The sequence below is a fragment of the Litoribacter ruber genome (genome assembly GCF_018500185.1).
In the GTDB taxonomy this organism is placed as follows: domain Bacteria; phylum Bacteroidota; class Bacteroidia; order Cytophagales; family Cyclobacteriaceae; genus Litoribacter; species Litoribacter ruber.
This window is the reverse complement of the sequence record NZ_JAHBGI010000007.1, coordinates 62838-86427: the sequence shown is the minus strand read 5'-3', so window position 1 is coordinate 86427 and position 23590 is coordinate 62838. Positions and strand designations below refer to the sequence as shown.

The 23590-nt window shown below is 44.6% G+C and carries 22 protein-coding genes; 5 read left to right on the top strand and 17 right to left on the bottom strand.

Annotated features, from left to right (window positions below; translation table 11 throughout):
- Positions 1-13 precede the first annotated feature (13 nt).
- Positions 14-382, bottom strand: a complete 369-nt coding sequence (locus KIH41_RS11455) for a MerC domain-containing protein (RefSeq protein ID WP_213945806.1) — start codon at positions 380-382, stop codon at positions 14-16.
- A 74-nt stretch (positions 383-456) separates the two neighbouring features.
- Here KIH41_RS11455 and KIH41_RS11450 point away from each other — a divergent pair, with 74 nt between their 5' ends.
- A complete protein-coding gene (locus KIH41_RS11450; RefSeq protein ID WP_246539095.1) occupies positions 457-1305 on the top strand; it encodes an aminotransferase class IV in 849 nt (282 codons plus the stop codon).
- A 297-nt stretch (positions 1306-1602) separates the two neighbouring features.
- On the opposite strand, the gene KIH41_RS11445 is transcribed toward KIH41_RS11450, so the two are convergent.
- The 5 genes from KIH41_RS11445 to KIH41_RS11425 are packed head-to-tail and all read right to left on the bottom strand — an operon-like array spanning position 1603 to position 8581.
- Entirely contained in the window at positions 1603-2043 is a 441-nt protein-coding gene (locus KIH41_RS11445; RefSeq protein ID WP_214162461.1) for a hypothetical protein, read from the bottom strand.
- A gap of 19 nt (positions 2044-2062) precedes the next feature.
- A complete protein-coding gene (locus KIH41_RS11440) occupies positions 2063-3286 on the bottom strand; it encodes an ABC transporter permease (protein ID WP_214162460.1) in 1224 nt (407 codons plus the stop codon).
- Positions 3283-3912 (bottom strand): ABC transporter ATP-binding protein, encoded by a 630-nt coding sequence (locus KIH41_RS11435; RefSeq protein WP_213945809.1) that lies wholly within the window; start codon positions 3910-3912, stop codon positions 3283-3285. Before KIH41_RS11435 ends, KIH41_RS11440 begins: the two co-directional genes overlap by 4 nt.
- A gap of 1 nt (position 3913) precedes the next feature.
- Positions 3914-5092 carry a hybrid sensor histidine kinase/response regulator gene (locus tag KIH41_RS11430; RefSeq protein ID WP_213945890.1) on the bottom strand — a complete coding sequence of 393 codons (1179 nt, stop codon included), beginning with the start codon at positions 5090-5092 and terminating at the stop codon, positions 3914-3916.
- 9 nt (positions 5093-5101) lie between these two features.
- Entirely contained in the window at positions 5102-8581 is a 3480-nt protein-coding gene (locus KIH41_RS11425; protein ID WP_214162459.1) for a sensor histidine kinase, read from the bottom strand.
- A gap of 127 nt (positions 8582-8708) precedes the next feature.
- Between KIH41_RS11425 and sucD the strand changes: the two genes are divergently transcribed.
- The 3 genes from sucD (at position 8709) to KIH41_RS11410 (ending at position 12272) form a co-directional block, all read left to right on the top strand.
- Entirely contained in the window at positions 8709-9593 is an 885-nt protein-coding gene (sucD, locus tag KIH41_RS11420) for a succinate--CoA ligase subunit alpha (RefSeq protein ID WP_213945811.1), read from the top strand.
- 97 nt (positions 9594-9690) lie between these two features.
- The gene (locus KIH41_RS11415; RefSeq protein WP_214162458.1) at positions 9691-10500 is read left to right on the top strand and encodes a glucose 1-dehydrogenase; all 810 of its coding nucleotides are present in this window, start codon (positions 9691-9693) and stop codon (positions 10498-10500) included.
- A 140-nt stretch (positions 10501-10640) separates the two neighbouring features.
- Positions 10641-12272 (top strand): ABC-F family ATP-binding cassette domain-containing protein, encoded by a 1632-nt coding sequence (locus tag KIH41_RS11410; protein ID WP_214162457.1) that lies wholly within the window; start codon positions 10641-10643, stop codon positions 12270-12272.
- Between the two features lie 8 nt (positions 12273-12280).
- Here KIH41_RS11410 and KIH41_RS11405 read toward each other — a convergent pair whose 3' ends face one another.
- From KIH41_RS11405 to rpsT, 8 genes are all read right to left on the bottom strand, one after another.
- The gene (locus KIH41_RS11405) at positions 12281-13081 is read right to left on the bottom strand and encodes a zinc-dependent peptidase (RefSeq protein WP_246539093.1); all 801 of its coding nucleotides are present in this window, start codon (positions 13079-13081) and stop codon (positions 12281-12283) included.
- An 80-nt stretch (positions 13082-13161) separates the two neighbouring features.
- On the bottom strand, positions 13162-14724 hold the full coding sequence (rny, locus tag KIH41_RS11400) for a ribonuclease Y (protein WP_213945814.1): 1563 nt from the start codon (positions 14722-14724) through the stop codon (positions 13162-13164).
- A 68-nt stretch (positions 14725-14792) separates the two neighbouring features.
- Entirely contained in the window at positions 14793-15077 is a 285-nt protein-coding gene (locus KIH41_RS11395; protein WP_213945815.1) for a cell division protein ZapA, read from the bottom strand.
- A gap of 1 nt (position 15078) precedes the next feature.
- Positions 15079-15363, bottom strand: coding sequence for a hypothetical protein (locus tag KIH41_RS11390; RefSeq protein ID WP_213945816.1), 285 nt, complete (start codon positions 15361-15363; stop codon positions 15079-15081).
- A 2-nt stretch (positions 15364-15365) separates the two neighbouring features.
- Positions 15366-17777 (bottom strand): phenylalanine--tRNA ligase subunit beta, encoded by a 2412-nt coding sequence (gene pheT, locus KIH41_RS11385; protein ID WP_214162456.1) that lies wholly within the window; start codon positions 17775-17777, stop codon positions 15366-15368.
- Positions 17778-17904: 127 nt separating this feature from the next.
- Positions 17905-18522 carry a DUF1684 domain-containing protein gene (locus KIH41_RS11380; protein WP_213945818.1) on the bottom strand — a complete coding sequence of 206 codons (618 nt, stop codon included), beginning with the start codon at positions 18520-18522 and terminating at the stop codon, positions 17905-17907.
- A 7-nt stretch (positions 18523-18529) separates the two neighbouring features.
- Positions 18530-19225 carry a RadC family protein gene (gene radC / locus KIH41_RS11375; RefSeq protein ID WP_213945819.1) on the bottom strand — a complete coding sequence of 232 codons (696 nt, stop codon included), beginning with the start codon at positions 19223-19225 and terminating at the stop codon, positions 18530-18532.
- 122 nt (positions 19226-19347) lie between these two features.
- The gene (rpsT, locus tag KIH41_RS11370) at positions 19348-19602 is read right to left on the bottom strand and encodes a 30S ribosomal protein S20 (protein WP_213945820.1); all 255 of its coding nucleotides are present in this window, start codon (positions 19600-19602) and stop codon (positions 19348-19350) included.
- Between the two features lie 240 nt (positions 19603-19842).
- Between rpsT and KIH41_RS11365 the strand changes: the two genes are divergently transcribed.
- Complete coding sequence (locus KIH41_RS11365; protein ID WP_214162455.1) at positions 19843-20787, top strand: zinc dependent phospholipase C family protein; 945 nt, start codon at positions 19843-19845, stop codon at positions 20785-20787.
- Between the two features lie 6 nt (positions 20788-20793).
- Here KIH41_RS11365 and KIH41_RS11360 read toward each other — a convergent pair whose 3' ends face one another.
- From KIH41_RS11360 to ettA, 3 genes are all read right to left on the bottom strand, one after another.
- A complete protein-coding gene (locus tag KIH41_RS11360) occupies positions 20794-21240 on the bottom strand; it encodes a hypothetical protein (protein ID WP_214162454.1) in 447 nt (148 codons plus the stop codon).
- 119 nt (positions 21241-21359) lie between these two features.
- A complete protein-coding gene (locus KIH41_RS11355; protein ID WP_214162453.1) occupies positions 21360-21545 on the bottom strand; it encodes a hypothetical protein in 186 nt (61 codons plus the stop codon).
- A gap of 342 nt (positions 21546-21887) precedes the next feature.
- Positions 21888-23567 carry an energy-dependent translational throttle protein EttA gene (ettA, locus tag KIH41_RS11350; RefSeq protein WP_214162452.1) on the bottom strand — a complete coding sequence of 560 codons (1680 nt, stop codon included), beginning with the start codon at positions 23565-23567 and terminating at the stop codon, positions 21888-21890.
- Positions 23568-23590: the final 23 nt, after the last annotated feature.

Below are 23590 nucleotides of genomic sequence, written 5' to 3'. Positions count from 1 at the left end.
ACACATTAGGTCATTACTTAAATTGATATTTCCAATTTAGGTAATGAATCGATACCAGAATAGCCGAACAGACCAGGGAAACATACTGCATCCATTGGATAAAGTCATGCAAAAACAAACTGGTACCGAAAAGACAAACAGTTGCCCAAAGTGCTACCTTAATTAAAACAGATTGCGTACTTTTATTTGTCAGCCAAACAGCCACCAAGGCCAACAGGAAAAAGACAAAATCAAACGTATGATTGTGGGTATAAAAATTGAAAAAATAACCCATGGATATAATAACTGGAGCAGAAATGCAGTGGATCATGCACACGAAGGAAGCAGACATCCCTAAGATGTCGGATTTGAGTAATGCTATTTCTTTCACTTTCTGCAACATGATTGCAAATATAAGACATCAATTTTCAACCACAAAATTTTCTGTAGTTAAAGTCTAGATAATCTTTAAATTACATGGATCACCCTTCCTTGAACATGCCTATGAGACCCTATTGTTTTGCAAAAAATGAGATCATTCCTAGCCAGTCGGCCACCCTCCATCCTGCCGATATAGGCTTGATCAGAGGATATGCCATCTTTGATTTCTTCAGAACTGTCAACCATGAGCCGATTTTGCTTTCCGACTATCTGGAAAGGTTTACCAAATCAGCGAAGATCACAGCAATTCCTCTGGACTATTCCAAAAAAGAACTTGAAGAGATCATTTCAGAGCTTATTGAAAAAAACGACCTCAAGGAGGGCGGAGTCCGAATGGTTTTGTCAGGGGGAATTTCGCCCAACCATTTTAGCCCGGCAGAAGGATCTTTGTTTATCTTTTGTGAAGACCTTCAGATGCCTGCCGCATCCAAATATGAAAATGGTGTAAAACTCATCACCTCAGAATATGTGAGACCCATTCCCGAAGTGAAGACCACCAATTATAGCCAAGCGGTGCATTCCAGCCTTACCTGGAAGGAAAACAACGTGGAAGACCTGATTTATCATTTTAAAGGGATTATTTCGGAAAGTAGCAGGAGTAACATTTTCATTGTAAAAGACGGCATCCTTGTCACCCCAAAAGAAAACATTTTGCATGGTGTTACCCGGAAATTCATCCTCAGTCAGGTTCCCGAGGCACAGGTTAGGGATATCAGCCTTGAGGAAATGTTTGAGGCTGATGAAGTATTCATGAGCAGCACCACGAAGCGAATCCTTCCCGTGACCCAGGTAGATGACCAAAAAATCGGCAAGGCCATACCAGGCAAAATGACCCAACAGCTCCTGGAAAAGTTTAGTGTCCTAGAAAAAGCCAGCTCGGAATAAACTGCCTTAAATCATTTATCCCTTTTGGCAATGCCTGCCATGTCATAAGGGGCTTTTTCTCTGAAGCTCGCTATATACTCTAGATCTAAAGGCATCACAAAGGCAGGATAAGAGCAGGATTTCCAAGGGATATCCAAGGGATACTCAAGGGATACTTAAGGGATGTAGGCAGGATGTCGGCCACATACTTAACACATTCCCGCCTGTTCTGCTAATTTCCATGAAAACATAGGACTTTTCCATCACGTCAATTCTGCGGTCGACATAAAAAAAGCTCCGATTTCTCGGAGCTCAATTTTATTTGGATACCAGCTGGGCATCTTTGAGGATGTACATCAGCTTTTCAGGATCTTTCTCGTTCAAAACAAGGGTACCTTTCACCTGGACACGCTTTGACGTGTATTTTATGGGATCTTTAAGCATCACCTCCATCACCGTTTCAGGACCACCGGCCCCACAGAAAAAACATTCTGCCAAAGGAAGTGAGGAAAGTATGATATGCTCCGGTTTAAACATGCCTTCAAAAGGGATGATATAGCCATCAGCGGTCACTTCAGTCCCTTCCAAGCTTTTGATTTTCTCGCTAAAATCAGGCACATACAATTCGCCGAAATCATCTTCACCAATCTTATAACTCACATTGGCAAGATCCCTCCACACGCTTACATCTTGGGCATAGGCTACCTGCGCAGCCATAACGGCTAGGAATGTCAACAAAAATCTTTTTACTAATATCATACTATTATTTTGGTATTATTTATTTCGTCAATTGGGTCGCAATGTCTGTCCTATAGGCATTCCAAGCTGGAATCAGGGAGGCTACAATTCCCACCCCGATTGCATAAGCCCAAATATACAACTCTTCTTCTATAAAGGTCCAAGCCGAAATCCCGGCAATTGCCCCCTGTTCGTTGAGGCTAACCAAGATCTGGACAAAAAAGTGCCCAAGCAATACACCCACACATGCACTAATAAACGTTAAAATAACCCCTTCAAGTACAATATGAAAGAACAGCTGCCCGCGAGAGGCTCCCAGGGTCCGCATGACGGCGAGGTCATATTTCCGCTCCTTCATGGAATTATACAAGGCAATGAAAATACTCAGGCCAGCTATGATAATAATGGCAATGGCCAAGCCCTGAACGAGCGTAACCCCTACTCCAAGCAATTCAAACAAACGGTTTAGCTCAAAAGCCGGCGAGGCTGCCTGCATGCTGGTCCGGCTATTTATAAACCTTGGCAACTGTACAGCGGCCATCGGGTTTCTGTACTGGATCAGTAGGGTGGTGATTTCAACCCCTTCTTCATCCGTTTCCGGCAACCCACTGGTCACCACAGGGGCTCCCATAGCTACATGGTCATGCTCTTCCGCATGCGAGAACCAAACAGATTCCAAGCTGGTCAAAACCAGGTTATCCAATACATTCCCACTTTCTTTCAGAATACCAACCACCACGTAATCATGTTCATCGTGGTCATGGCTGGCAGTAGCGATCCCATGTGAACCGGCAAATTCACTCCCCAAGCTTAAATTCAGCTTTTTGGCCACTTCTGCACCCAGTACCACCTCAAAGGGTTTAGTCCAATATTCTCCCTCCGAAAGACCTGCATTATAAAGCTCCAAATAATCGTGATTAGTGCCCACGATTCGGAATCCCTGATAATTATCCCCCATACCCATGGGAATGGCTGATTTGACGAGCCTGTTACGGGTAAGCCCACGGGCATCTTTCAAGGGAATGTTACCTGTAGGAAAATCTATATGATATACGCTGGAGAGCACCAGTTGAAGTGGGCTCCCCTTTGCTCCCACTACCAGGTCCACCCCCTCGGCTCCGCGCGTCATTTTGGACTCAAACTGATTCTGCATTAGAAAAAGCACCGTAATAACAGAGAGGCCAAGGGCCAACAAAAGGATGTTTAAGGTTGTATTGAGAGGTTTGAAAATGAGGTATTTCCAGCTTAACTTGAAGATGTTCATTGTTTCCCTACTGTCATCTGGTTAGTGAAATGGTTTTTCACCCTTTGATCATGGGTGACCACGATAAGGATTGAATTGAGTTTTTCGGCCTGCTTTTTCAAGAGCTGTATTACCCGCTCGGCGTTGGCATCGTCTAGTGATGCGGTAGGCTCATCGGCGAGGATCAGCTTGGGATGGTTTACCAAGGCCCTGGCAATGGAAACCCTCTGTGCCTCCCCTTCGCTCAATTGGCTGATTTTGGAGTTTTTCTTATCCAAAATATTAAGGTCTGAAAGGATTTCATCCATATCGTAGGGTTTAGCCCCGGACAAGTAATTGGCCAATTGAAGATTTTCCTTCACCGTTAAAGGCGCCAAAATGTGAGGCTTCTGGAATATCATCCCGATATTTTTGCCCCTAAACTTATCCAACTCGGCCCCTTTGAGCTTATATAGTTCAGTGTTGCCAAGCCTTAAATCGCCCCCATGGGGTTCAAGTAATCCTCCTAAAATATTCAAAAAGGTGGTTTTACCGCTTCCCGAATGTCCAAGCACCAGCAGGTTTTCACCCCTGGCCAGATTCACATCCGGGATAATGAAGGCATTCTTGGTATCGTAATGGAAGCGGATATTTTTGGTATGCAGCATTTTATTTTTCTAAAGGAATTTTCACAAAGAAGGTAGTGCCTTTTTTAACCTCGCTCTTAAAAGTAACTTCTCCCTTGAGCACATCCACACTCTTTTTGACAATTGACAAGCCTAGACCAGACCCCTCAATGATCCCCACGTTACCGGCTCTAAAGAACCTATCAAACAGTTGGGCCTGCTCCTTGTCTGGAATTCCGATACCAGCATCCTGAATGCAGGCGTGTAGGGTCTTATCCTCCATCCAAACTTTAAAAAGCACCTCTCCATTCTCTTTGGAATATTTGGCAGCATTGCTTAAGAGATTTTCAAAGATTTGATAGAGCAGGTCCTGATCACAATAGATAGTCTTGGGCAACTTCTCGATTTTAGTGACAATGTTGACCTTGTTTTCCACCCCAGCCTGTACCACATCGATCACCTCATTGAAAAACGCTGAAGTATAAAGCTTGCCCGGTTTGTAAGCTATTTTGTTTTCATCGGCTTTGCCAAAGAAGAGTACGTTGGTCAAAAGACTGTTGAGCGTTCTTACAGAGGCTTCGATCTTATCCGCATGCTTGGCCATTTTGGCTTTGAAAGGGTGATCCTTTTGGGCATATTTTTGCAGCAACTGGGCCGAACTCAGGATGGAAGTAAGTGGGGTCTTAAAACCATGGGACACGTTGAGAACGATCCTGGATTTCAGCTCATTGATTTCCCTTTCCTTCTCAAGAGCTCTTTGAAGCTCTTTGTTTGCTTCATTGAGTTCAGCGGTCCTTATTTTCACCTTTTCCTCCAAAAGCTCATTCAGTTTTTGGAGCTCTTTTTCTTTTCTGTCCTTAAATATAGCAAGTTCAATCACCATATTTAATTCACGGATATTAAAGGGCTTGATCACATAGGCACTTGGGTTGGTGCCTACTACTTTCTGGAGCGTCTCCTCATCAGAGCTGGCTGTGAGGTAAACTACCGGAATGGCATATTTTTCATTGATGATCTCAGTGGTTCTGATCCCATCGAGCTCCCCGGCTAGGTTGATATCCATCATCACCATGTCTGCGGTATTCTGCTCCAGGAATTCCAAAGCCTCCTCACCGGAATCCGCAATGGCTAGTATCTTATGGTTGTTTTTCTCGAGCGCTTTTTTGAGCAGTAATGCGGAGACGGTATCGTCCTCAGTTATTAAAATATTCAAAGGATTCATCATTAAATTTTAGGAAAAATTATCGGTTGGGTCTTGAACGACGACTTCTGCCTCCAAAGGAAGCACCACCGTCACCATAGTACCTATACCCTGGGTACTTTTCAGTAAGATATGCCCTTTTAACAAATCTACCAAGCTTTTCGTAATGGAAAGCCCCAGTCCAGTCCCCTCAAATTTACGGGCATATCCCCCACTTTCCTGCTGGAATGGCTGGAAAACTTTCAGCAAAAATTCCTCACTCATACCAATCCCCTGATCCTGAACCCTAATAAATAGCGAGTTATCTATATTTTTTACCTTTATCTGAATCAAGCCCGTCTCCGAATACTTAATTGCATTCCCCACCAAGTGGTTGATAATCAATTCTATTGATTCCCTATCAATCGGGGCAATGAAGGATTTGGTCTCAAACTTGGCTGTAAGCAATAAGCCCTTTTTCATGGCCAAGGCCTTATGCGGCATGAGGGCTTTGGAGATAAAGTCATTGATGTTGGTTTCCTTAAAATGAATTTCCCGCTTGTTTGCCTCAATTTTAGACATGTCCAAAATGCTGTTGATGGTCTTCAGCAACCGTTCCCCGCTTTCCAAGATTATCTCCAGCTGGGAAAGCAGCTCTGGGTTATTTCTGTGGGTATAAATCATGTTTTCGGTACTGCCCAAAATCCCGTTTAGCGGCGTGCGGATCTCATGGCTCATGTTGGACAAAAACCTCGACTTTAGCCTGTTGGCTTCTTCCGCCCTGTCCTTCGCATGCTGTAGGGCCAATTCATTGTTTTTCTTCTCGGTGATGTCCCTAAACACATTTAGGATCATCGGCTTCTGCTTGTGCTTGATATCCAAGAGGGTTGAGAAAAGCTCGATAGTTTTGGTACCGCTGACAAAAGGTATGGTCAATTCTTTCAAATACCCTTTTTGTCCATTAGCTTGCAACTTCTGGTAGATTTCAGCACCCTGCTTATCAAAATAATTGAGGTCTGTAAACATGACAGACATATTTTTACTTTTCAGGTCTTTCTCCCTAACCCCGCAGAGTTTGGCCATGGCCGGGTTTACGGTTACTATCTGCCCCCCAGCCAAAGTAAGGCAAAGGCCATCCCTGGAACTGGTCCAAACATTTCGGAACTGCTCCTCTGCCACCTGAATTTCAGAAATCTTTTGGGAAATGGTTTTTCTCAAAAGCATCTCGTTTCGAAATTGGTTGAGCAAAGTATTAAGAATGAACCCTAAGGCCAAAAAGAGCACCAGAACCAAAAAGATGAATATCGGTTTGAGGTAATAGGGTTCATCTACCCTAAAAGGCTCTGAAACTACGGTTTCGGATTCAAACTGGCCATTAAGGCTAGCTTTCAATTCCAAGTAGTAGGTGCCTCCCGGCAGATTGTTAAATGAAATATAAGAAGTTTTGGGATCCTTTATTACCGTCCACTCATCGGTTAGCCCCCTTAGCCTGTAATGCACTTCCATATTCATTTGGGGCATAAATGATATGGCTTCATAGAAAATCTGGACGTTATTTAAATTGTAAGGTATACTCTCCAAATCGATGTCCTGAGCATTGGATGCCAATACGACTGTCTCCCCCAAAGTAACCTTTGGGCTCTCTACTCCTTTGATTTCATTGGGAAAAATAATGGATAGGCCATTTTCTGTCCCTACCAAAATCCTACCGTCATAGCCTTTCACAAAAGCCCCCCTATTGATTTCATCACCGGCCAAACCACTCGTATGGTCAAAATTCAGGACCTTATGCGAATCGATAAGAAATACCCCACGGTCACTTCCGACCCAAAGGCCTCCTCTAGAATCCTTCAAAATGGAGTAAGCAGGCCTGTCAAAGGTCTGATCGCCTTGATAACGATACATCTCCAATCGGCCATCTTTATAAACCTTTATCCCTTCATCCGTACCAATCAATAAGCCTTCGGGGGTCTCCAGGTAATCATACCCTCCTACTCTTATATAATGCTGTCGATCTACCAACCCCTCCTGTATTCCTTCATCCCTACTCTGAAGATAAACCACCCGGCCATCCGCCAGTTCCCCAATTTTACGTACATAAAACCTAGTATCAATAATATCCTGAAAAACGGAAGCAAAAATATCGGTGTAATTCAATTGATTCCCACTGGCATCGGCTCTGAAAAGGCTGGCACCGGCAAGCACATACAGCTCTCCGTCTACCACTTTGATGTATTGAACAGGCTCGCCTGTTGGAGGCTTAAAATAAGTCACTTCCCATGTTTTAGGATTTACTCTTCCCACGCCCTGACCACCTGCCGAGAAATAGTAATACCCATCCAACTGCGTGAAATTGTTGACACGGTTTACCGTCCCCCCTCTTAGCTTCGGGAAAGTGCTCAGGGTTTTTAGCTGCCCTTCGGTATAATACTGCACACCGCTTGGAAAACCTATAAGGTAATTCCCACTGCCCAGCCTTTGAATAGCCGTGACCTCATCATCCAGCAAGCCGTGGCTGGTATTGAAATTCTGAAATGCCAATGAAGGGATCTGCGTCACCCCCCTTCTGCTCCCCAGCCAAAGGGCTCCTTCCCGGTCCTGCATAAAACCGTGGATAAAATAGGTACGCATCCCTTCCTCCACTGAGATCCTGAGCGGCAAGCTTTCCAGCGACCTGTTGGCGTTTAGCCCTATTCTAAAAAGTTGTGAGTTGAAGAAGTAAAAGGCGTACCCATTTTGGACTTTGAGGTCAAAATAATCGATACTTCCAAAAGGCCTGTCGCTAAAGCCTGAATGAAGGCGGTTTTCTACTTCGTCTAACGCTTCCCCTTTGGCCAGTACATTTTGACCTAAAAAGAAGTATTCACCCGTTTCAGCATTTTTGGTCACCTTATATATAGGCCCTTCCAGTACATCATTGTGATTGGGCTGAACATCCAATAGACCGTCTTGGTAGTCTACGACCACGTTTTTAAAAAATATCCTGCAAGATTCCCCCTCGCAAAACACTGAAAGAAAATCTCCGTATTCGTCATAATCCACGTTATCCACTTCCCAGTTAAGTGTATTGATCTCTAGCACGGCTATAAGCCCGGGTTCCATAAAAAAAACTTTCTCCCCTGAAGATGTACTCGCCGGCTGAGCTTTACTATGGCCCCGGTATCTGTTTCCCTCTGTAATTTCTTTGGGCAACTCTATGATAGACCAGCTGTTTCCAGACAGCCTCCAAATTTCATTCGGAGAGGATGCCTTATGGATGAAGATGTCATTTTGGGGAGTCTGAAAAAGATTTACCCGGCGATTTAATTTTTGGTGAATGGAATCAGGAAGGTAATGAGTGACCAGCCCATTGGTATAAAATGCCCCCCTATCAGTAGCCAGCCATACTTTCCCCTGCCCATCCTGCAGAATATTAAACACCCTATTTGTGGGTAATTCCAAGCCTTTTATTTTCCTATTCTGCTGAAAAGACTGGGAAACACCTACAAATGCAAGCAAACATAAAACAAAAGAAAGAAAAAGCTTTCGCATAAAATTGTAGTATTCTACTAATTTATAAAAAACAATGATTAGAATAAATTAAATTGAGAATGTTTGATAATTCTTTTGTGAAAGGTCTTAATGTCTTATTTTTGTATCAAACTTTAAAAATCGCGACATGAGTGTTTTAGTAAATAAGAATTCAAAAGTAATTGTGCAAGGGTTTACCGGCTCTGAGGGGTCATTCCATGCCCAGCAGATGATTGATTACGGCACCAATGTAGTGGGCGGCGTCACTCCAGGTAAAGGAGGAAGCACCCATTTGGAAAGACCAGTTTTCAACTCTGTTGAAGAAGCGGTGCAAAAAACAGGAGCGGATACCTCCATTATTTTTGTTCCCCCTGCATTTGCAGCTGATGCCATCATGGAAGCAGCTGATGCCGGTATCAAGGTTATCATTGCCATTACTGAAGGAATTCCTGTTAAGGACATGATGAGAGCAAAACCTTACATCCAGCAGAGAGGAGCTACACTTATCGGACCAAACTGTCCAGGTGTGATCACTCCAGGTGAGGCAAAAGTGGGCATCATGCCTGGTTTCGTCTTCAAGCAAGGCCGTATCGGTATTGTTTCCAAATCAGGAACCTTGACTTACGAAGCTGCTGACCAGGTTGCTAAGGCAGGTTTGGGCGTATCTACTGCCATCGGTATCGGTGGGGACCCGATCATCGGTACTTCTACCAAAGAAGCTGTTCAACTTTTGATGAACGACCCAGAAACTGACGCCATCGTAATGATCGGTGAAATCGGTGGTAACTATGAAGCTGAAGCTGCTAAGTGGATCAAAGAAAACGGCAACCAGAAGCCAGTTGTAGGTTTCATCGCCGGCCAGACAGCGCCTCCAGGCCGAAGAATGGGCCACGCTGGTGCCATCATCGGTGGAGCTGATGATACTGCTGAAGCTAAAATGAGAATCATGAGAGAAAACGGCATCCACGTAGCCGACTCTCCTGCAGAAATAGGTGCAGTAATGGCAAAAGCTTTGGGCGTAGAAGCTCAATAAGCATATAATGCACAGATTTAGAAAAGGGGAACCAAACAGTTCCCCTTTTTTTATGTTCCTAAAGCAAGTTCACATTAACCACCAAAACTTCAGGAACATGATTGATCAAAACCTACTTCTAAGAAACCAAACGGCCATAGTCACTGGAGGAAGCTCAGGCATTGGGCAGGGCATCGCCATTGCCCTGGGAGCCGCGGGAGCCAATGTTGTCATCAATTTTCATGGCGATGAAGAAGGAGCCAAGAAAACCCAACAAGCTGTAGTGGACAAAGGCAGCAAAGCCATCATCGTGAAAGGGGATGTAGGCAAGGAAGAGGATGTGAAAATGATCTTTGAAGAAACCAAAAAAACCTTCGGAGAGCTCCACATTTTGGTTAACAATGCAGGCATACAGGAAGACAAACCATTTTTGGAAATGTCTCTAGAGGATTGGCAAAAAGTCATCCAGACGAACTTGACAGGTGCTTTTCTTTGCGCCCAGCGTGCTGCCAAGGTTTTTCAGGAACAGGGCATCAAGGAAGAAGTATCCAAAGCCTGTGGCAAAATCATCTTCATCAGCTCCGTTCACGAAACGATCCCTTGGTCTGGTAGGGTCAACTACGCTACAGCCAAGGGTGGCCTCAAAATGATGATGAAATCCATCGCCCAAGAATTGGCACCAAAGAAAATCCGCGTCAACAGCATTTCACCCGGTGCCATCAAAACCCCCATCAACGAACATGAGTGGAAAGATGAGGAAGGTAAGAAGAACATGCTCAAAAAAATCCCCTACGGACGTATCGGCGACACTGAAGATATTGCCCAAGCAGCAGTATGGCTGAGTTCCGACCAAGCAGACTATATTACTGGCACCAGCCTCTACATAGATGGCGGCATGACCCTTTATCCTTCTTTTCAAGAGAAATAAAAGAAACTTCCAAGTCTAAATTAACCCTGCCTTTGTGTAACTTAATTTAGACTTGGTGAGACTTTGTGGCCTTTTGCTAAGTTCGCCTTTGCTGTTTATTTCCAAAGGCTTACTATCTTTGCGCCTTCAAATTCAAAGATATGATTTCAGTAGATTCCTTAACCGTGCAGCATGGCGGCTCGGCCCTTTTCAGCAACATTTCCTTCAGCATCAACGAGAATGACAAAATCGCCCTAATGGGTAAAAACGGAGCGGGTAAATCCACGCTGCTGAAAATCATTGCCGGGGTGGGCAAACCATCTTCAGGCGGAGTGTCTGCACCAAAGGATTTCGTGATTTCTTACCTTCCCCAGCACCTTCTCACAAAAGATGACGCCACGGTGTTTGAGGAAACTTCCAAGGCTTTTGCCAGCTACTTGGATATGAAGACTGAAATTGAAGCCCTAAATGAGGAGCTCACCGTAAGGACTGACTACGATTCTGAGGAATATTACAAAATCATTGAAAAGGTATCAGAGCTAAGCGAAAAGTTTTACTCCATCGAGGAAGTCAACTATGAAGCTGAGGTGGAAAAAGTGTTACTGGGACTGGGTTTTGAAAGAGCTGATTTCCAAAGACCGACTTCGGAGTTCAGCGGGGGCTGGAGAATGCGTATTGAATTGGCCAAAATCCTGCTTCAAAAGCCTGATCTTATTCTTCTGGATGAGCCTACCAACCACTTGGACATCGAGTCCATTCAGTGGCTGGAGGAGTTCCTGACCGAAAAGGCCAAAGCTGTGATCGTAATCTCTCACGACCGGGCATTTGTAGATAACATCACCACCAGAACCATAGAGGTTACAATGGGCCGAATCTACGATTACAAAGCCAAATACAGCCATTACCTTGAATTAAGAAAGGAACGCCGCGAGCACCAGCAAAAGGCCTACGAGGAGCAGCAAAAAATGATCGCTGACAATATGCAGTTCATAGAACGCTTCAAAGGCACCTACTCCAAGACCCTACAGGTACAGTCCCGGGTGAAAATGCTCGAGAAATTGGAAATCGTGGAAGTGGACGAGGTGGACAACTCTGCACTAAAACTACGCTTTCCTCCATCCCCAAGATCCGGAAAATATCCAGTGATCGTAGAGGAGCTTTCAAAGTCTTATGATGACCATGTGGTTTTCAAAAACGCCTCCATGACCATCGAAAGAGGGCAAAAAATTGCCTTTGTAGGTAAAAACGGAGAAGGTAAGTCCACGATGATCAAGGCCATAATGGGAGAAATTGACTTTGAAGGCAGACTTGAGCTGGGCCACAACACCCAAATCGGCTATTTTGCCCAAAACCAAGCCTCGCTTTTGGATGAAAACCTGACCGTATTTGACACCATCGACCGTATTGCGGTGGGAGAGATCCGATCGAAAATCAAAGACCTTTTGGGGGCCTTTATGTTTGGCGGAGACAATTCCATGAAGAAGGTGAAGGTCCTTTCCGGAGGGGAAAAAACCCGATTGGCCATGATCAAGCTTCTCCTTGAGCCGGTTAACCTACTTATCCTCGATGAGCCTACCAACCACTTGGACATGAAAACCAAGGATATCATCAAGGACGCATTGAAGGCATTTGACGGTACACTCATCCTGGTTTCTCACGATAGGGACTTCCTAGACGGCCTAGTGACCAAGGTTTACGAATTTGGCAACAAGAGAGTGCGTGAACACTTTGAAGACATCAATGGCTTCTTGGCTTACAAAAAGATGGAAAACCTCAGAGAGGTGGAGAAATAACAGAAAAATCAAGCTTTCGCCAAGGCAAACTCTTTGACGATGCCCCCAGCGAAAAGCACTATGGGATCCTGGTGAAGCAAATTCACCAGGCTTTCATATAAATCCGGATTGTAGATCTTGAATTCGGATGCTTTTTCAAAAAAGGCCTCCACAGATACAGCGAAAAATTCGTGGATATTTTCACTGGCCTGCAACCTGAAAAAGGAATTTCCACCCTCCTTTACTTTTTGAATTTCCTCTGCTGCAAGTTCAATATACCGCTTCCACCAGACTTTGTCCAAAAAGCTATGTTCCCCATTATATTTGATCTGGTTTTCAATCTTGAGGGCATGGGCAAATTCATGAATACCCAGATTCACCCCATCATTGGGAAGGGCGAACCCCTTCATAAAGCTCTTCCAGGAAATTACGATTACACCATAGCGGGGATTTACTTCTCCGTTATGGTATTTATTGGTTTGGGTAGAAAGGTAGCGGTCGGGATAGATGAGTATCTTATCAAAATGGCGAAGTAATATATGCTTGGGAAATCCAAAAAGCAGTTTTACGGCGGTGGCACTAATGAGAACCTTCATCTCTAAAGTTACGCCCCTGAGGTCGCCCCTCGCATAAAAACATTTGTTGCAGATAAATAAAGCTAAGCGTTGGCGGAATTCCTTTTGAAAACCCTCCGAGAGCTGCTGGTAATAGGGAAAATATTCCTCCAGAATTTTGGTTTCTTCCCTGCTCAACCCCTTCAGTCCTGACATTACTGCAAACTGGTACCAGAGCAAACTCAATGAATTCCTTTTGCTTAGAAGTAATGCCATACAGCTGATGCTAAAAGTGTAAAACAAAAAAACCTCCTATTGAAAACTTACAACAGGAGGCTTTTGTTTTTGAGCTGTTATTACTTGGCGTAATTTACGGCCCTCATTTCACGGATAACCGTGATTTTTATTTGACCAGGATATTGCATCTCTTTTTCTATCTTTTGTGAGATATCAAAGGACAACTTGCCTGCAGTGTTATCGTCCACGTTTTCGGCATCCACCAAAACTCTCAACTCTCTACCTGCCTGCATGGCAAAGCACTTGTTCACTCCATCAAAGCTCAACGCAAGGTCTTCCAGATCCTTTAGCCTCTTGATGTAGCTGTCCATGATTTCACGTCTGGCACCAGGTCTAGAACCCGAGATTGCATCGGAGGCCTGAACAATAGGCGATATCATGGAAGTCATCTCAATCTCATCGTGGTGAGCCCCGATGGCGTTTACGACTTCCGGATGCTCTTTATATTTCTTGGCAAGCTCCATACCCAAGATTGCATGTGGAAGCTCGGCCTCCTCTGGATACACCTTTCCGATATCGTGAAGCAATCCAGCTCTCTTAGCCAGTTTGGCATTCAAGCCCATTTCCGCAGCCATGGTAGCACAAAGCTTGGCTACTTCCTTAGAGTGTTGCAGAAGGTTCTGTCCATATGAAGAACGGAATCTCATTCTACCCACCATTCTGATCAACTCAGGGTGTAGGCCGTGAACTCCTAGCTCAATACAGGTTCTTTCCCCTATTTCTACAATCTCCTCTTCAATGTTTTTCTCGGTTTTAGCTACTACCTCTTCAATTCTAGCCGGGTGGATTCTGCCATCCTGTACCAATCGGTGAAGGGACAATCTGGCTACCTCTCTCCTTACCGGATCAAAACCAGATATGATAATTGCCTCAGGCGTATCATCCACCACTATCTCCACTCCTGTGGCAGATTCCAAGGCTCGGATATTTCTACCCTCACGACCGATGATCTTACCCTTGATATCGTCGCTTTCGATGTTGAAAACAGACACGCAGTTTTCGATTGCATGCTCAGTAGCAGTTCGCTGGATAGTATCCAATACGATTTTCTTCGCCTGCTTAGTAGCCGTCAATTTCGCCTGATCTAGGATATCTTTGATTTGGGAAGATGCCTTGGTTTGGGCTTCGTCTTTCAGCATCTCGATGATCTGCTCCCTAGCCTCATCTCTGGTCAGCAGAGCAATTTTCTCCAAATCTGAAATTCTTTGATTGGTAACCCTATCCAGTTCTTCTTTTTTCACCTGTACGGCATGTAGCTGGGCATTCAGGTTCTCCTTTTTGCTGTCCAATTCGGCTTCCTTCCGCTTGAGTTGCTCCATTTCCTTGGAAAGGATCTGCTCACGCTGCTTTAGCTTGCCCTCATTGGTGATGAGAATGTTCTTCTTCTTACTTACTTCCTCTTCAAATTCGGATTTAAGACGTAGGTATTTTTCCTTGGCTTCAAGGATTTTGTCTTTCTTAATAGACTCTCCGGTAAGCTCAGCCTCACGGATGGTGCTTTTGGCTTTTTCCCGGGCCTCTTCTTCGATCTTTTTATTGTTGCTCTTAATAAAAAAACCTGCCAGCAATCCGCCTACTATGAGGCCGACCACTCCCGCTATAATAATGTATGTTACTCCCATAGGTATATTTTAGATTTATAGACCTACCGGCTTTTCAAAAAGTCCCGAACGGAGCGAATTTTCAACAATTATATCAAGGATGTCAAATGTTCATTGATTTGGGACAAAGTAGACTCGATCTTTTCGCTGCCTTCGGCATTCATTTCACCAAGCTCCATGGACTCCACCATGCAGTCAAAGGCCACCATGGCTAGCAGATCCTGCCTATCATCCAGACCAAATTCTTCTCTGTATCTTTTCAATTTATCGTTGATAAGCTTTCCTGCGCGTCTGATCCTGGCCTCATCTTCCACCTTGACTTTCATAGGATATTCCCTATCTCCTATTTTTATTTTAATGGAAAGTGTGTTCATATTATTCAGACAAATAGGTAATTATCTTATCAATTTCTTTTATATAATTATTGATGCGTTCTCTCAATTCGGCGGACTCCATATTTTCCACCGGTATGTTATTTACAATTTTACTAATTTTAATTTGATTTTTAAAATGATCCAAAGCATCATCTTTCTCCTTCAACTTGGACTCGGCCATGGAAAGCCTTTCCTCAAGTAGGGATTTCTCCTCCTCAAGTTGGTTGATTTTCTTGCTCACCTGGTAGGCAAGCCGCTCTAGCCGGTCAAGTTCTTCGTGGATCATTTTTATTTTCTAATCAAAGCATTAATCTCATTCTCAAAAGACTGCATCAATCTACCCATAGTCTTATCAATCACCTTATCGGTCAAAGTCTTCTCGTTATCCTGAAGATAAAAACTCAACGCATAAGCCTTCTTGTCGGAATCAATCTTGTCCCCTTGGTACACATCAAACACCCCGATGCGCTTGAGAAGTTTTCCGCCAGCCTTCACGGCCAGCTGCTTGATATGATCGAAAGTGACTTCCTTGGAAATCACCAGCGAAAGGTCCCTTCTCACCTCTGGAAACTTGGATATTTCTTCATACTTCTTCAATCCCGCAGCTTTCTTCAGCAGATAGTCCCAATTGAGCTCCGCATAGAAAACTTCCTGCTTCACCTCGGCCAATTTACAAACCTTTGCGGAAATCAACCCGATCTTACCCACAGGATTTTTGCCCAAAGTCAAAGCCAATGCATAGTCAAAAGGAGCATCATGGATTATTTCCATATGCAATTCAGGAAGGTTTAGCTTTTCGATAAGCCTTTCCACCACGCTGTAAAGATCAGGGAACGCTACCTTCTTAGATGGCTCCATCCAGCTCTCTGAGCCCTTGTCTCCCGTCAGGAACAGCGCCAATACCTGATCTTCCTGATACCCTTCGGCAGTTTTTTTGTAAGTGGTTCCAAACTCAAAAAACTTCAGGTCCTTTTGCCTCCTGTTGATGTTGTGAGCCAAAACTTCCAAACCTGTAAAAAGCATGGTCTGCCTCATCACCCCTAGATCTTCACTCAGCTTGTTTAGGATCTCCACATTATCCTCCATCTTCAGGTAGCCCGCCTTCTCCACATATTGCGGCTTGGTAAGCGAGTTGGTAATGATCTCCTGATAGCCAAAGCCTCCCAAAAGCTCAGAAAGTCTGTACTGAAGTTTATTGCCATCCTTGGCGGGATGTTCGGCCAAGAAATCAGAGCTATAATGCTCCGTCAACTCAACTTTTTCGAAACCGTAAATCCTCAGGATTTCCTCAATGATGTCTGCCTCTCTGGTCACATCCACCCGGTATGGCTTTACAATAGCCCTAAAGCCCTCTTCCGTCTCATCCACAACCTTAATGTCGAGATGGGTCAAAATAGCCTTAATTTCCTCTTTTTCGATGTGCTTACCGATTAAGCGGGTAATGTTTCTATACTTTACTGCTACCTCAAAATCAGCAATCGGATTGGGATAAAGGTCCACGATTTCCGAACTGATTTCCCCTCCGGCAATTTCCTTAATCAAAAGGGCTGCCCGCTTAAGCGCATAAATCGGCATGTTGGGATCGGTTCCCCTTTCAAACCGGAAAGATGCATCGGTTTTCAATCCGTGATGCTGGCTGCCTTTACGGATTACATCAGGAGAAAAATAGGCACTTTCCAAGAAAATGGAGGTGGTTTGATCAGACACACCTGACCCCAGTCCTCCAAAGATTCCCGCCATGCAGAGCCCTTTCTCCGCATCACAGATCATCAGTTCATCGCCGGTAAGCTTTCTCTCTTTTTCATCCAAAGTAATAAATTCCGTCCCAGCAGCTAGTTTTTTTACCACGATCTTCTCTCCGGCCAATTTGTCCGCATCAAAAGCGTGCAAAGGCTGTCCAAGGTCGTGCAAAATATAGTTGGTGATATCCACCACATTGTTGATCGGATCCAGATCCAGGGCTTTCAGATAGTTCTGAAGCCACTCCGGAGAAGGACCGACTTTGATATTGCTGATGGTCAAGCCGGCATAGCGAGGGCAGTCTTCGGCATTTTCCACTTCCACTGCAATGCTACGGGAAGTATTGTCCACGCTGAACTCTTTTACTGATGGCAGACAAACTTCAGACCGAAGGATAGCCTTCAAGTCTCTGGCAACCCCAAGATGCGAGGCGGCATCGGCCCGATTAGGAGTAAGGCCAATCTCAAGCACGTCATCATGCTTGATGTTGAAAAACTCCGCTGCAGGCGTCCCGTTTGGCAGGTCCGTGTCCAGTACCATGATACCGGCATGGCTTTCACCCAGTCCAAGTTCATCTTCGGCACAAATCATCCCCTGGGAAGCCTCACCTCTGATTTTGGCCTTCTTTATCACAAATGAATCACCTCCTTTTGGGTAAAGAGTAGCTCCAACAGTCGCTACTGCGACTTTTTGCCCTTGGGCCACATTAGGTGCACCACACACGATCGGCACGACTCCACTGCCGGTGTCCACAGTAGTAAGAGTGAGCTTGTCGGCGTTGGGGTGCGGCTCGCAGGTCAATACCTCACCGATCACAATGCCCTCCAGGCCGCCCGGCACAGATTCAAACCTCTCGATTCCTTCAACCTCCAAACCCGACTGGGTAAGCATATCGGCAATCTCTTCAGAAGACTGATTCAGCAGTATGAAATCTTTTAACCTATTGATTGAAATTTTCATTGAAGAATAAAATATTTTGAGCCTCTCAAGATAATTGAGGCCATTAGCTACTTGATTTTGGTCATGAAAATGGGGTTACCCATTCCAATAACTGACAAATTTAAGATAATTGCCGGTGGCAGAAAGCTTATTTGATGTAATTTTTCTCCCCCGCCCTCACCGGCACTTCCAGTAAGTTTTCCTTTGGAGGGATCGGACAGGCGTATTCTGGGTTATAGGCACAATATGGATTATAGGCCAGATTGAAGTCCATAAGGACGGTGTGCTGCCCCTCTTGCTTGACATCCAGATACCTGCCTCCACCGTAAGTTTCTTCAGCACTGGTATCATCGGCAAAAGCCAGAAAGAACTTCCTTAGATCCGGTTCACGCGGAGACTGAAGCAGCAGCAGGCGTTGGGGCTTGCCGTCAAGCTCAAACTCCACATAGGAATGCTTGATGTACTTTTCTACATTCCCATCTGTGAGGGGGATTTCGAGCATCTTGCGGTTTTCCACCGGCACCATCCTCCCCTTCACCCTATACTTTTGGTCAATGGGATAATAATCAAGTTCAATCAGTTCATTTTTTTGCTCCGTGGTCAGAGGTGAATCGGCATTATACTTTAGATACTTGAACTGCCGCTCTCTCTCCTTTTCAATTTTTGACTGGTACTGTTCGGGTGTTTCGCCCCCGGAGAGGGCATAAAAAACCGCTGCCAGCAGCACCACGGCCACGACAGCTAGTATGATATTCCTTGTATTCATAGACTATTCAGAGCATTGCTTCATCTGCAAAGCTAAAATAACCAACATCAGTGAAAATAACGTGATCCATAATGTTTAATTCTAAATTTTTGCCCACCGCGACTAGTTTCTTGGTCAGGTTGACATCGGTTTGGGAAGGCTTGAGGCTTCCGGAAGGGTGGTTATGGATGAGGATGATGGAATTGGCCATGTGCTCCAATGCCAACTTAAAAATCACCTTGGGATCGGCGATAGTGGCGCTAGTCCCTCCGTGGCTAATCTTATGCTTACCTATAACCGCATTTGCCCGGTTGAGCAGCAATATGTAAAAATGCTCAATGGGCTCATCCTGCAGGTCGGGCTTCAGCAACTCATATACATCTGCAGAAGAATGAATCTTGGGTCTCTTGCCCTGCTCCAGCTGTTTTCTCCTCCGCCCCAGCTCCATGGCGCTCACAATGCTGATCGCCTTGGCCTCTCCTATTCCTTTAAACTTCTGAAGATCCTTGATGCTCATCCTAGCCAATCGTGCTAAGTCATTGTCGACATTGGACAGAATGACCCTGGAAAGATCTACTGCGCTCATAAAACGGGTTCCAGACCCAATTAGGATGGCAATCAGTTCAGCGTCAGAAAGTGCAGCTCTGCCCTTTAGCAATAATTTTTCACGGGGCCGTTCGTCTTCCGCTAGCGCGGAAATCTTGATAGAGGAGTATTGTTCCATGGATATTTCGAAAAATGTTCTTGTTTGCAAATCGAAAAGTCCATGAAAATAAAAATTATTGGGCACAAAAAAAAGCCCCATTTTCATGGAGCTTTCTTCAAAAGCGAATTGCTTTCAATATCTTAGGCAATGCTGTTTACAAACTTAGCCAATTTAGACTTCTTGTTGGAAGCATTATTTCTGTGAATAATGTTCTTCTTAGCCAATTTGTCAATCATACCAGAAACTTTCTGGAAAAGTTCTTGCGCCTCAGCCTTATCAGTAGTGCTTTTTAGCCTTTTGATAAACGTTCTTGTCGTCTTGGCCTGGTATCTGTTTCTCAATCGCTTAGCTTCGTTGGCACGAATTCTTTTAAGAGCGGATTTGTGATTTGCCATATCTTATATTATTACTTATTTCTTGTTTACAGTCCCTATGTGTAATCGGAGTGCAAATTTAACTGATTAATTTTTAAATACAAAAGGATTTCAAAAACTAATACCTCGTATTAATTTGAAATCATGGAGTTATAAATATTTACCCGTCGTAACGGATGCAAATGTACGGAATAAAACCTTTTAAATCTGCTTTATTCTAGGTATTTTTAATAGCCTTAACTTTTTAGCCTCAACTTTTTGATGAAAAAAACCTTCTTCCTTTTGATTTTTCTCCTGATCAGCCTGCAGCAATCGGGCGCATGGGGATTTTTTGCCCATAAAAGAATCAACCGCCTGGCAGTCTTTTCCCTGCCTCCGGAAATGATCGGCTTTTTCAAGGCCAATATCCAGTTTATCACCGAAAATGCCGTTAACCCCGACAGGCGACGCTATGCGGTGATCGGAGAGGCCGAAAAGCACTTTATCGATGCGGACGCCTTTGGGGACAGCGCGGTTTACAAACTCCCCCGTCACTGGCAGCAGGCCGTGGAAACATTTACTGAGGATTCCTTGAGAAAATACGGTATTGGGCCTTGGAATGCTTACCGGGTCAAACTCCAACTGACCGAAGCCTTCCGAGCCAAAAACAAGGCAGCCATCCTCCGCATTGCCGCTGACTTAGGCCATTATATTGCCGACATCAACGTGCCCCTCCATACCACCAAAAACTATAACGGCCAACTTACCGACCAGGTGGGCATTCATGCTTTTTGGGAAAGCCGGATTCCGGAACTCCTTTCGGATGATTATGATCTGTTTATTGGCAAAGCCGAATACCTTCCCCAACCCCAACTGACCGCCTGGCAGGCCGTAATCTATGCCCATGAGGCGTTGGACAGTGTTTTGAGGTTTGAAAAAGAACTTACCCGTAAATTCCCCTCACACAAGAAGTACAGTTATGAGGAAAGAGGCGGTATATCCACAAGGGTGTATTCTAAAGAATTCACCAAAGCCTACCATGACATGCTGGACGGACAGGTGGAAAGACATATGAAAAGGTCTATTAAGATGATAGCGGACTTCTGGTACACGGCCTGGATTGATGCCGGTCAGCCAGATCTGGATGGAATGACGCAGTCCATACCTGAACTTCCAGAAGAAAATCCGTCCCAAAAGGCCATAAAAACACGTGAACATGAAAGTTGATAGTGCTTAAAGGTAATCCACCTTCAGGCTCACTTCATAATCGACCAAGGACCTAGGAATGACAACTAAAAAGGGGACTACGGTTATTGCCTGGCAGTCTTCTGACTGAACCAGAACTTTGTGGACCAGCCTGCCACAGTCCAGCACGGTGTTTTGCTCAGCCAAGTAGCCACAGTCATAGGACCTGATTTTCCCGGCAATCAGAAAACTCTCCTCAAAATTGATGTTGATCCGGAGGCTTTCGCATTGGATGTGGCGGTTGAGATCGGCCTGGTTGCGGATCACCACCACGACCTCATCGGCATCCTTATCCACTCCGCCCAGATCACAACTGCGCCTCAGGTAGTCCAGCGGGACGGTGGTCACAAAAACCTCATCGCATTTAGGTTCCCCTAAGGAGCAGGAACCAAGAATTAGGGTAAGCAGGGCAATTGGAAGAAAATAAGTTTTCATAAAAAATAACTTTAGGATAAAAAGCATTGTGGAGCAAAAAGTCCGAAATCCCTTTTTTCTCAACCCTAAAATTTACAAATTTTCCTCTGGAAATAAAAAAGAAAAAACTACGGATATTACTATTCATTCATTTCTTTTCGAACCATCATGGCTTTAATTATGAAAAGAATAACGCCAATGATAATACCCAATGGCAAGAGAAAATCCGGCAGGCTTACCACCCCAAAAATTTTGTTCAGCAACACCAGCCAAATCAGCACGGAAAAGAAATACATTAATAAGGAAACAAGCTTTTTGGATGCCATTATTCTATTTTTTAATGGAAAACTTTTTCTTCATTTCTCTTCGACCGATTATCATCCTGCTTACAAAAGATATAACCGCCAAGCCCACCAATATAGGTAACACATAAGGAGGCACTTCAACCTCCCACCAGTATTTATTAATCAAATATAACCAGATCAACATGCTGACCCCACGCATAAAATTCTTGCTCAATCTATCACTCATAATTTTTGCTCATAAAACAAACCACCCCCAACTTCAGGAGTTGAGGGCGGTATAACATTTAAATTTAAACTCTGAGGATCTCTGTGATCTTTTCTTTCCGCGAAGGGGTATTTTCTATCCTCGGCCTCCTTTCTTCTCTACTTCAGATTTTTATACCTGATTCTTTTCGGCGTCACATCACCTAGGCGCTTCTTTTTGTTCTCCTCATAATCCGAGAAGTTACCCTCAAACCAATACACTTGGGAATCACCTTCAAAAGCAAGGATGTGTGTACAGATCCTATCCAGGAACCACCTGTCGTGAGAGATGACCACCGCACAGCCACCGAAATTTTCCAGCGCCTCTTCCAGTGCCCTCAGGGTGTTCACGTCAAGATCATTGGTAGGTTCATCCAAAAGAAGCAGGTTGCCACCTTCTTTCAAGGTCATCGCCAAATGCACGCGGTTCCTTTCCCCTCCGGAAAGTACGCCTACTTTCTTTTCTTGATCTCCTCCACCAAAGTTGAACTTACTTACATAAGCCCTTGCATTCATCTCCTTGTTACCCAACTTCACAAACTCATTACCATCAGAAATAAGCTGGTAAACAGTTTTATTTGGATCCAAGGTGTCGTGCTCCTGATCCACATAGGCTAATTGCACCGTTTCTCCAACCTCAAAGTGTCCAGCATCAGGTTTTTCCTGACCCGTGATCAGTTTAAACAAAGTGGATTTACCCGCACCGTTTGGTCCGATAACCCCCACAATACCACCTTGAGGCAGGTTGAAAGACAAATCATCAAACAGCAACTTGTCCCCATAGGCTTTAGAAACGTTGTTCACCTCGATTACCTTGGATCCCAAACGCGGCCCTGGCGGGATGTAAAGCTCTAGCTTCGCTTCTCTTTCCTTTGCTTCCTCTCCTACAAGTTTGTCATAGGCATTCAAACGAGCCTTACCTTTGGACTGCTTGGCTTTAGGCGACATCCTGATCCACTCCAATTCCCTTTCTAGCGTCTTTTGGCGCTTGGATTCGGTTTTTTCCTCTTGCTTCAAGCGCTGTTGCTTTTGGTCAAGCCAGCTTGAGTAGTTGCCTTTCCAAGGAATACCCTCACCCCTATCCAGCTCCAAAATCCAACCGGCAACGTTGTCAAGGAAATATCTATCGTGGGTTACTGCAATCACAGTTCCCTTATAATTTTTCAAATGTTGCTCCAACCAGTGCACTGATTCAGCATCCAAGTGGTTGGTAGGCTCATCCAGCAATAGGACATCGGGTTCCTGAAGCAAAAGACGGCAAAGGGCCACTCTTCTTTTTTCACCCCCGGAAAGGTTCTTTACGATCGCATCACTTGGAGGAAGTCTCAAGGCATCCATGGCCTTATCCAACATCACATCCAGTTCCCAAGCATTGGCGGCATCCAGCTTTTGCTGCACTTCTCCCTGCTGCTCAATCAGCTTTTCCATCGCATCTGCGTCCTCAAGAACGGCCGGATCCATGAATTTTTCGTTGATGGCCTCAAATTCCTTCAGAAGATTAACTGTTTCAGAAACAGCCTCTTCCACTATTTCTTTGACAGTTTTGCCAGGATCAAGCTGGGGTTCCTGCTCAAGCATGCCCACGGAATAGCCCTGAGACCACACCACCTCACCCTGAAACTCCTTATCCGTACCCGCAATGATACGCAACAGGGAGCTTTTACCCGATCCATTCAGACCCAGCACACCAATTTTGGCACCGTAGAAGAAGGACAGGTATATATCTTTTAAAACTCTTTTTTGAGGGGGATAGATCTTGGATACCCCGGCCATTGAAAAGATGATTTTTTCTGAACTCATAGAATTTATTTTTATCTTATGTT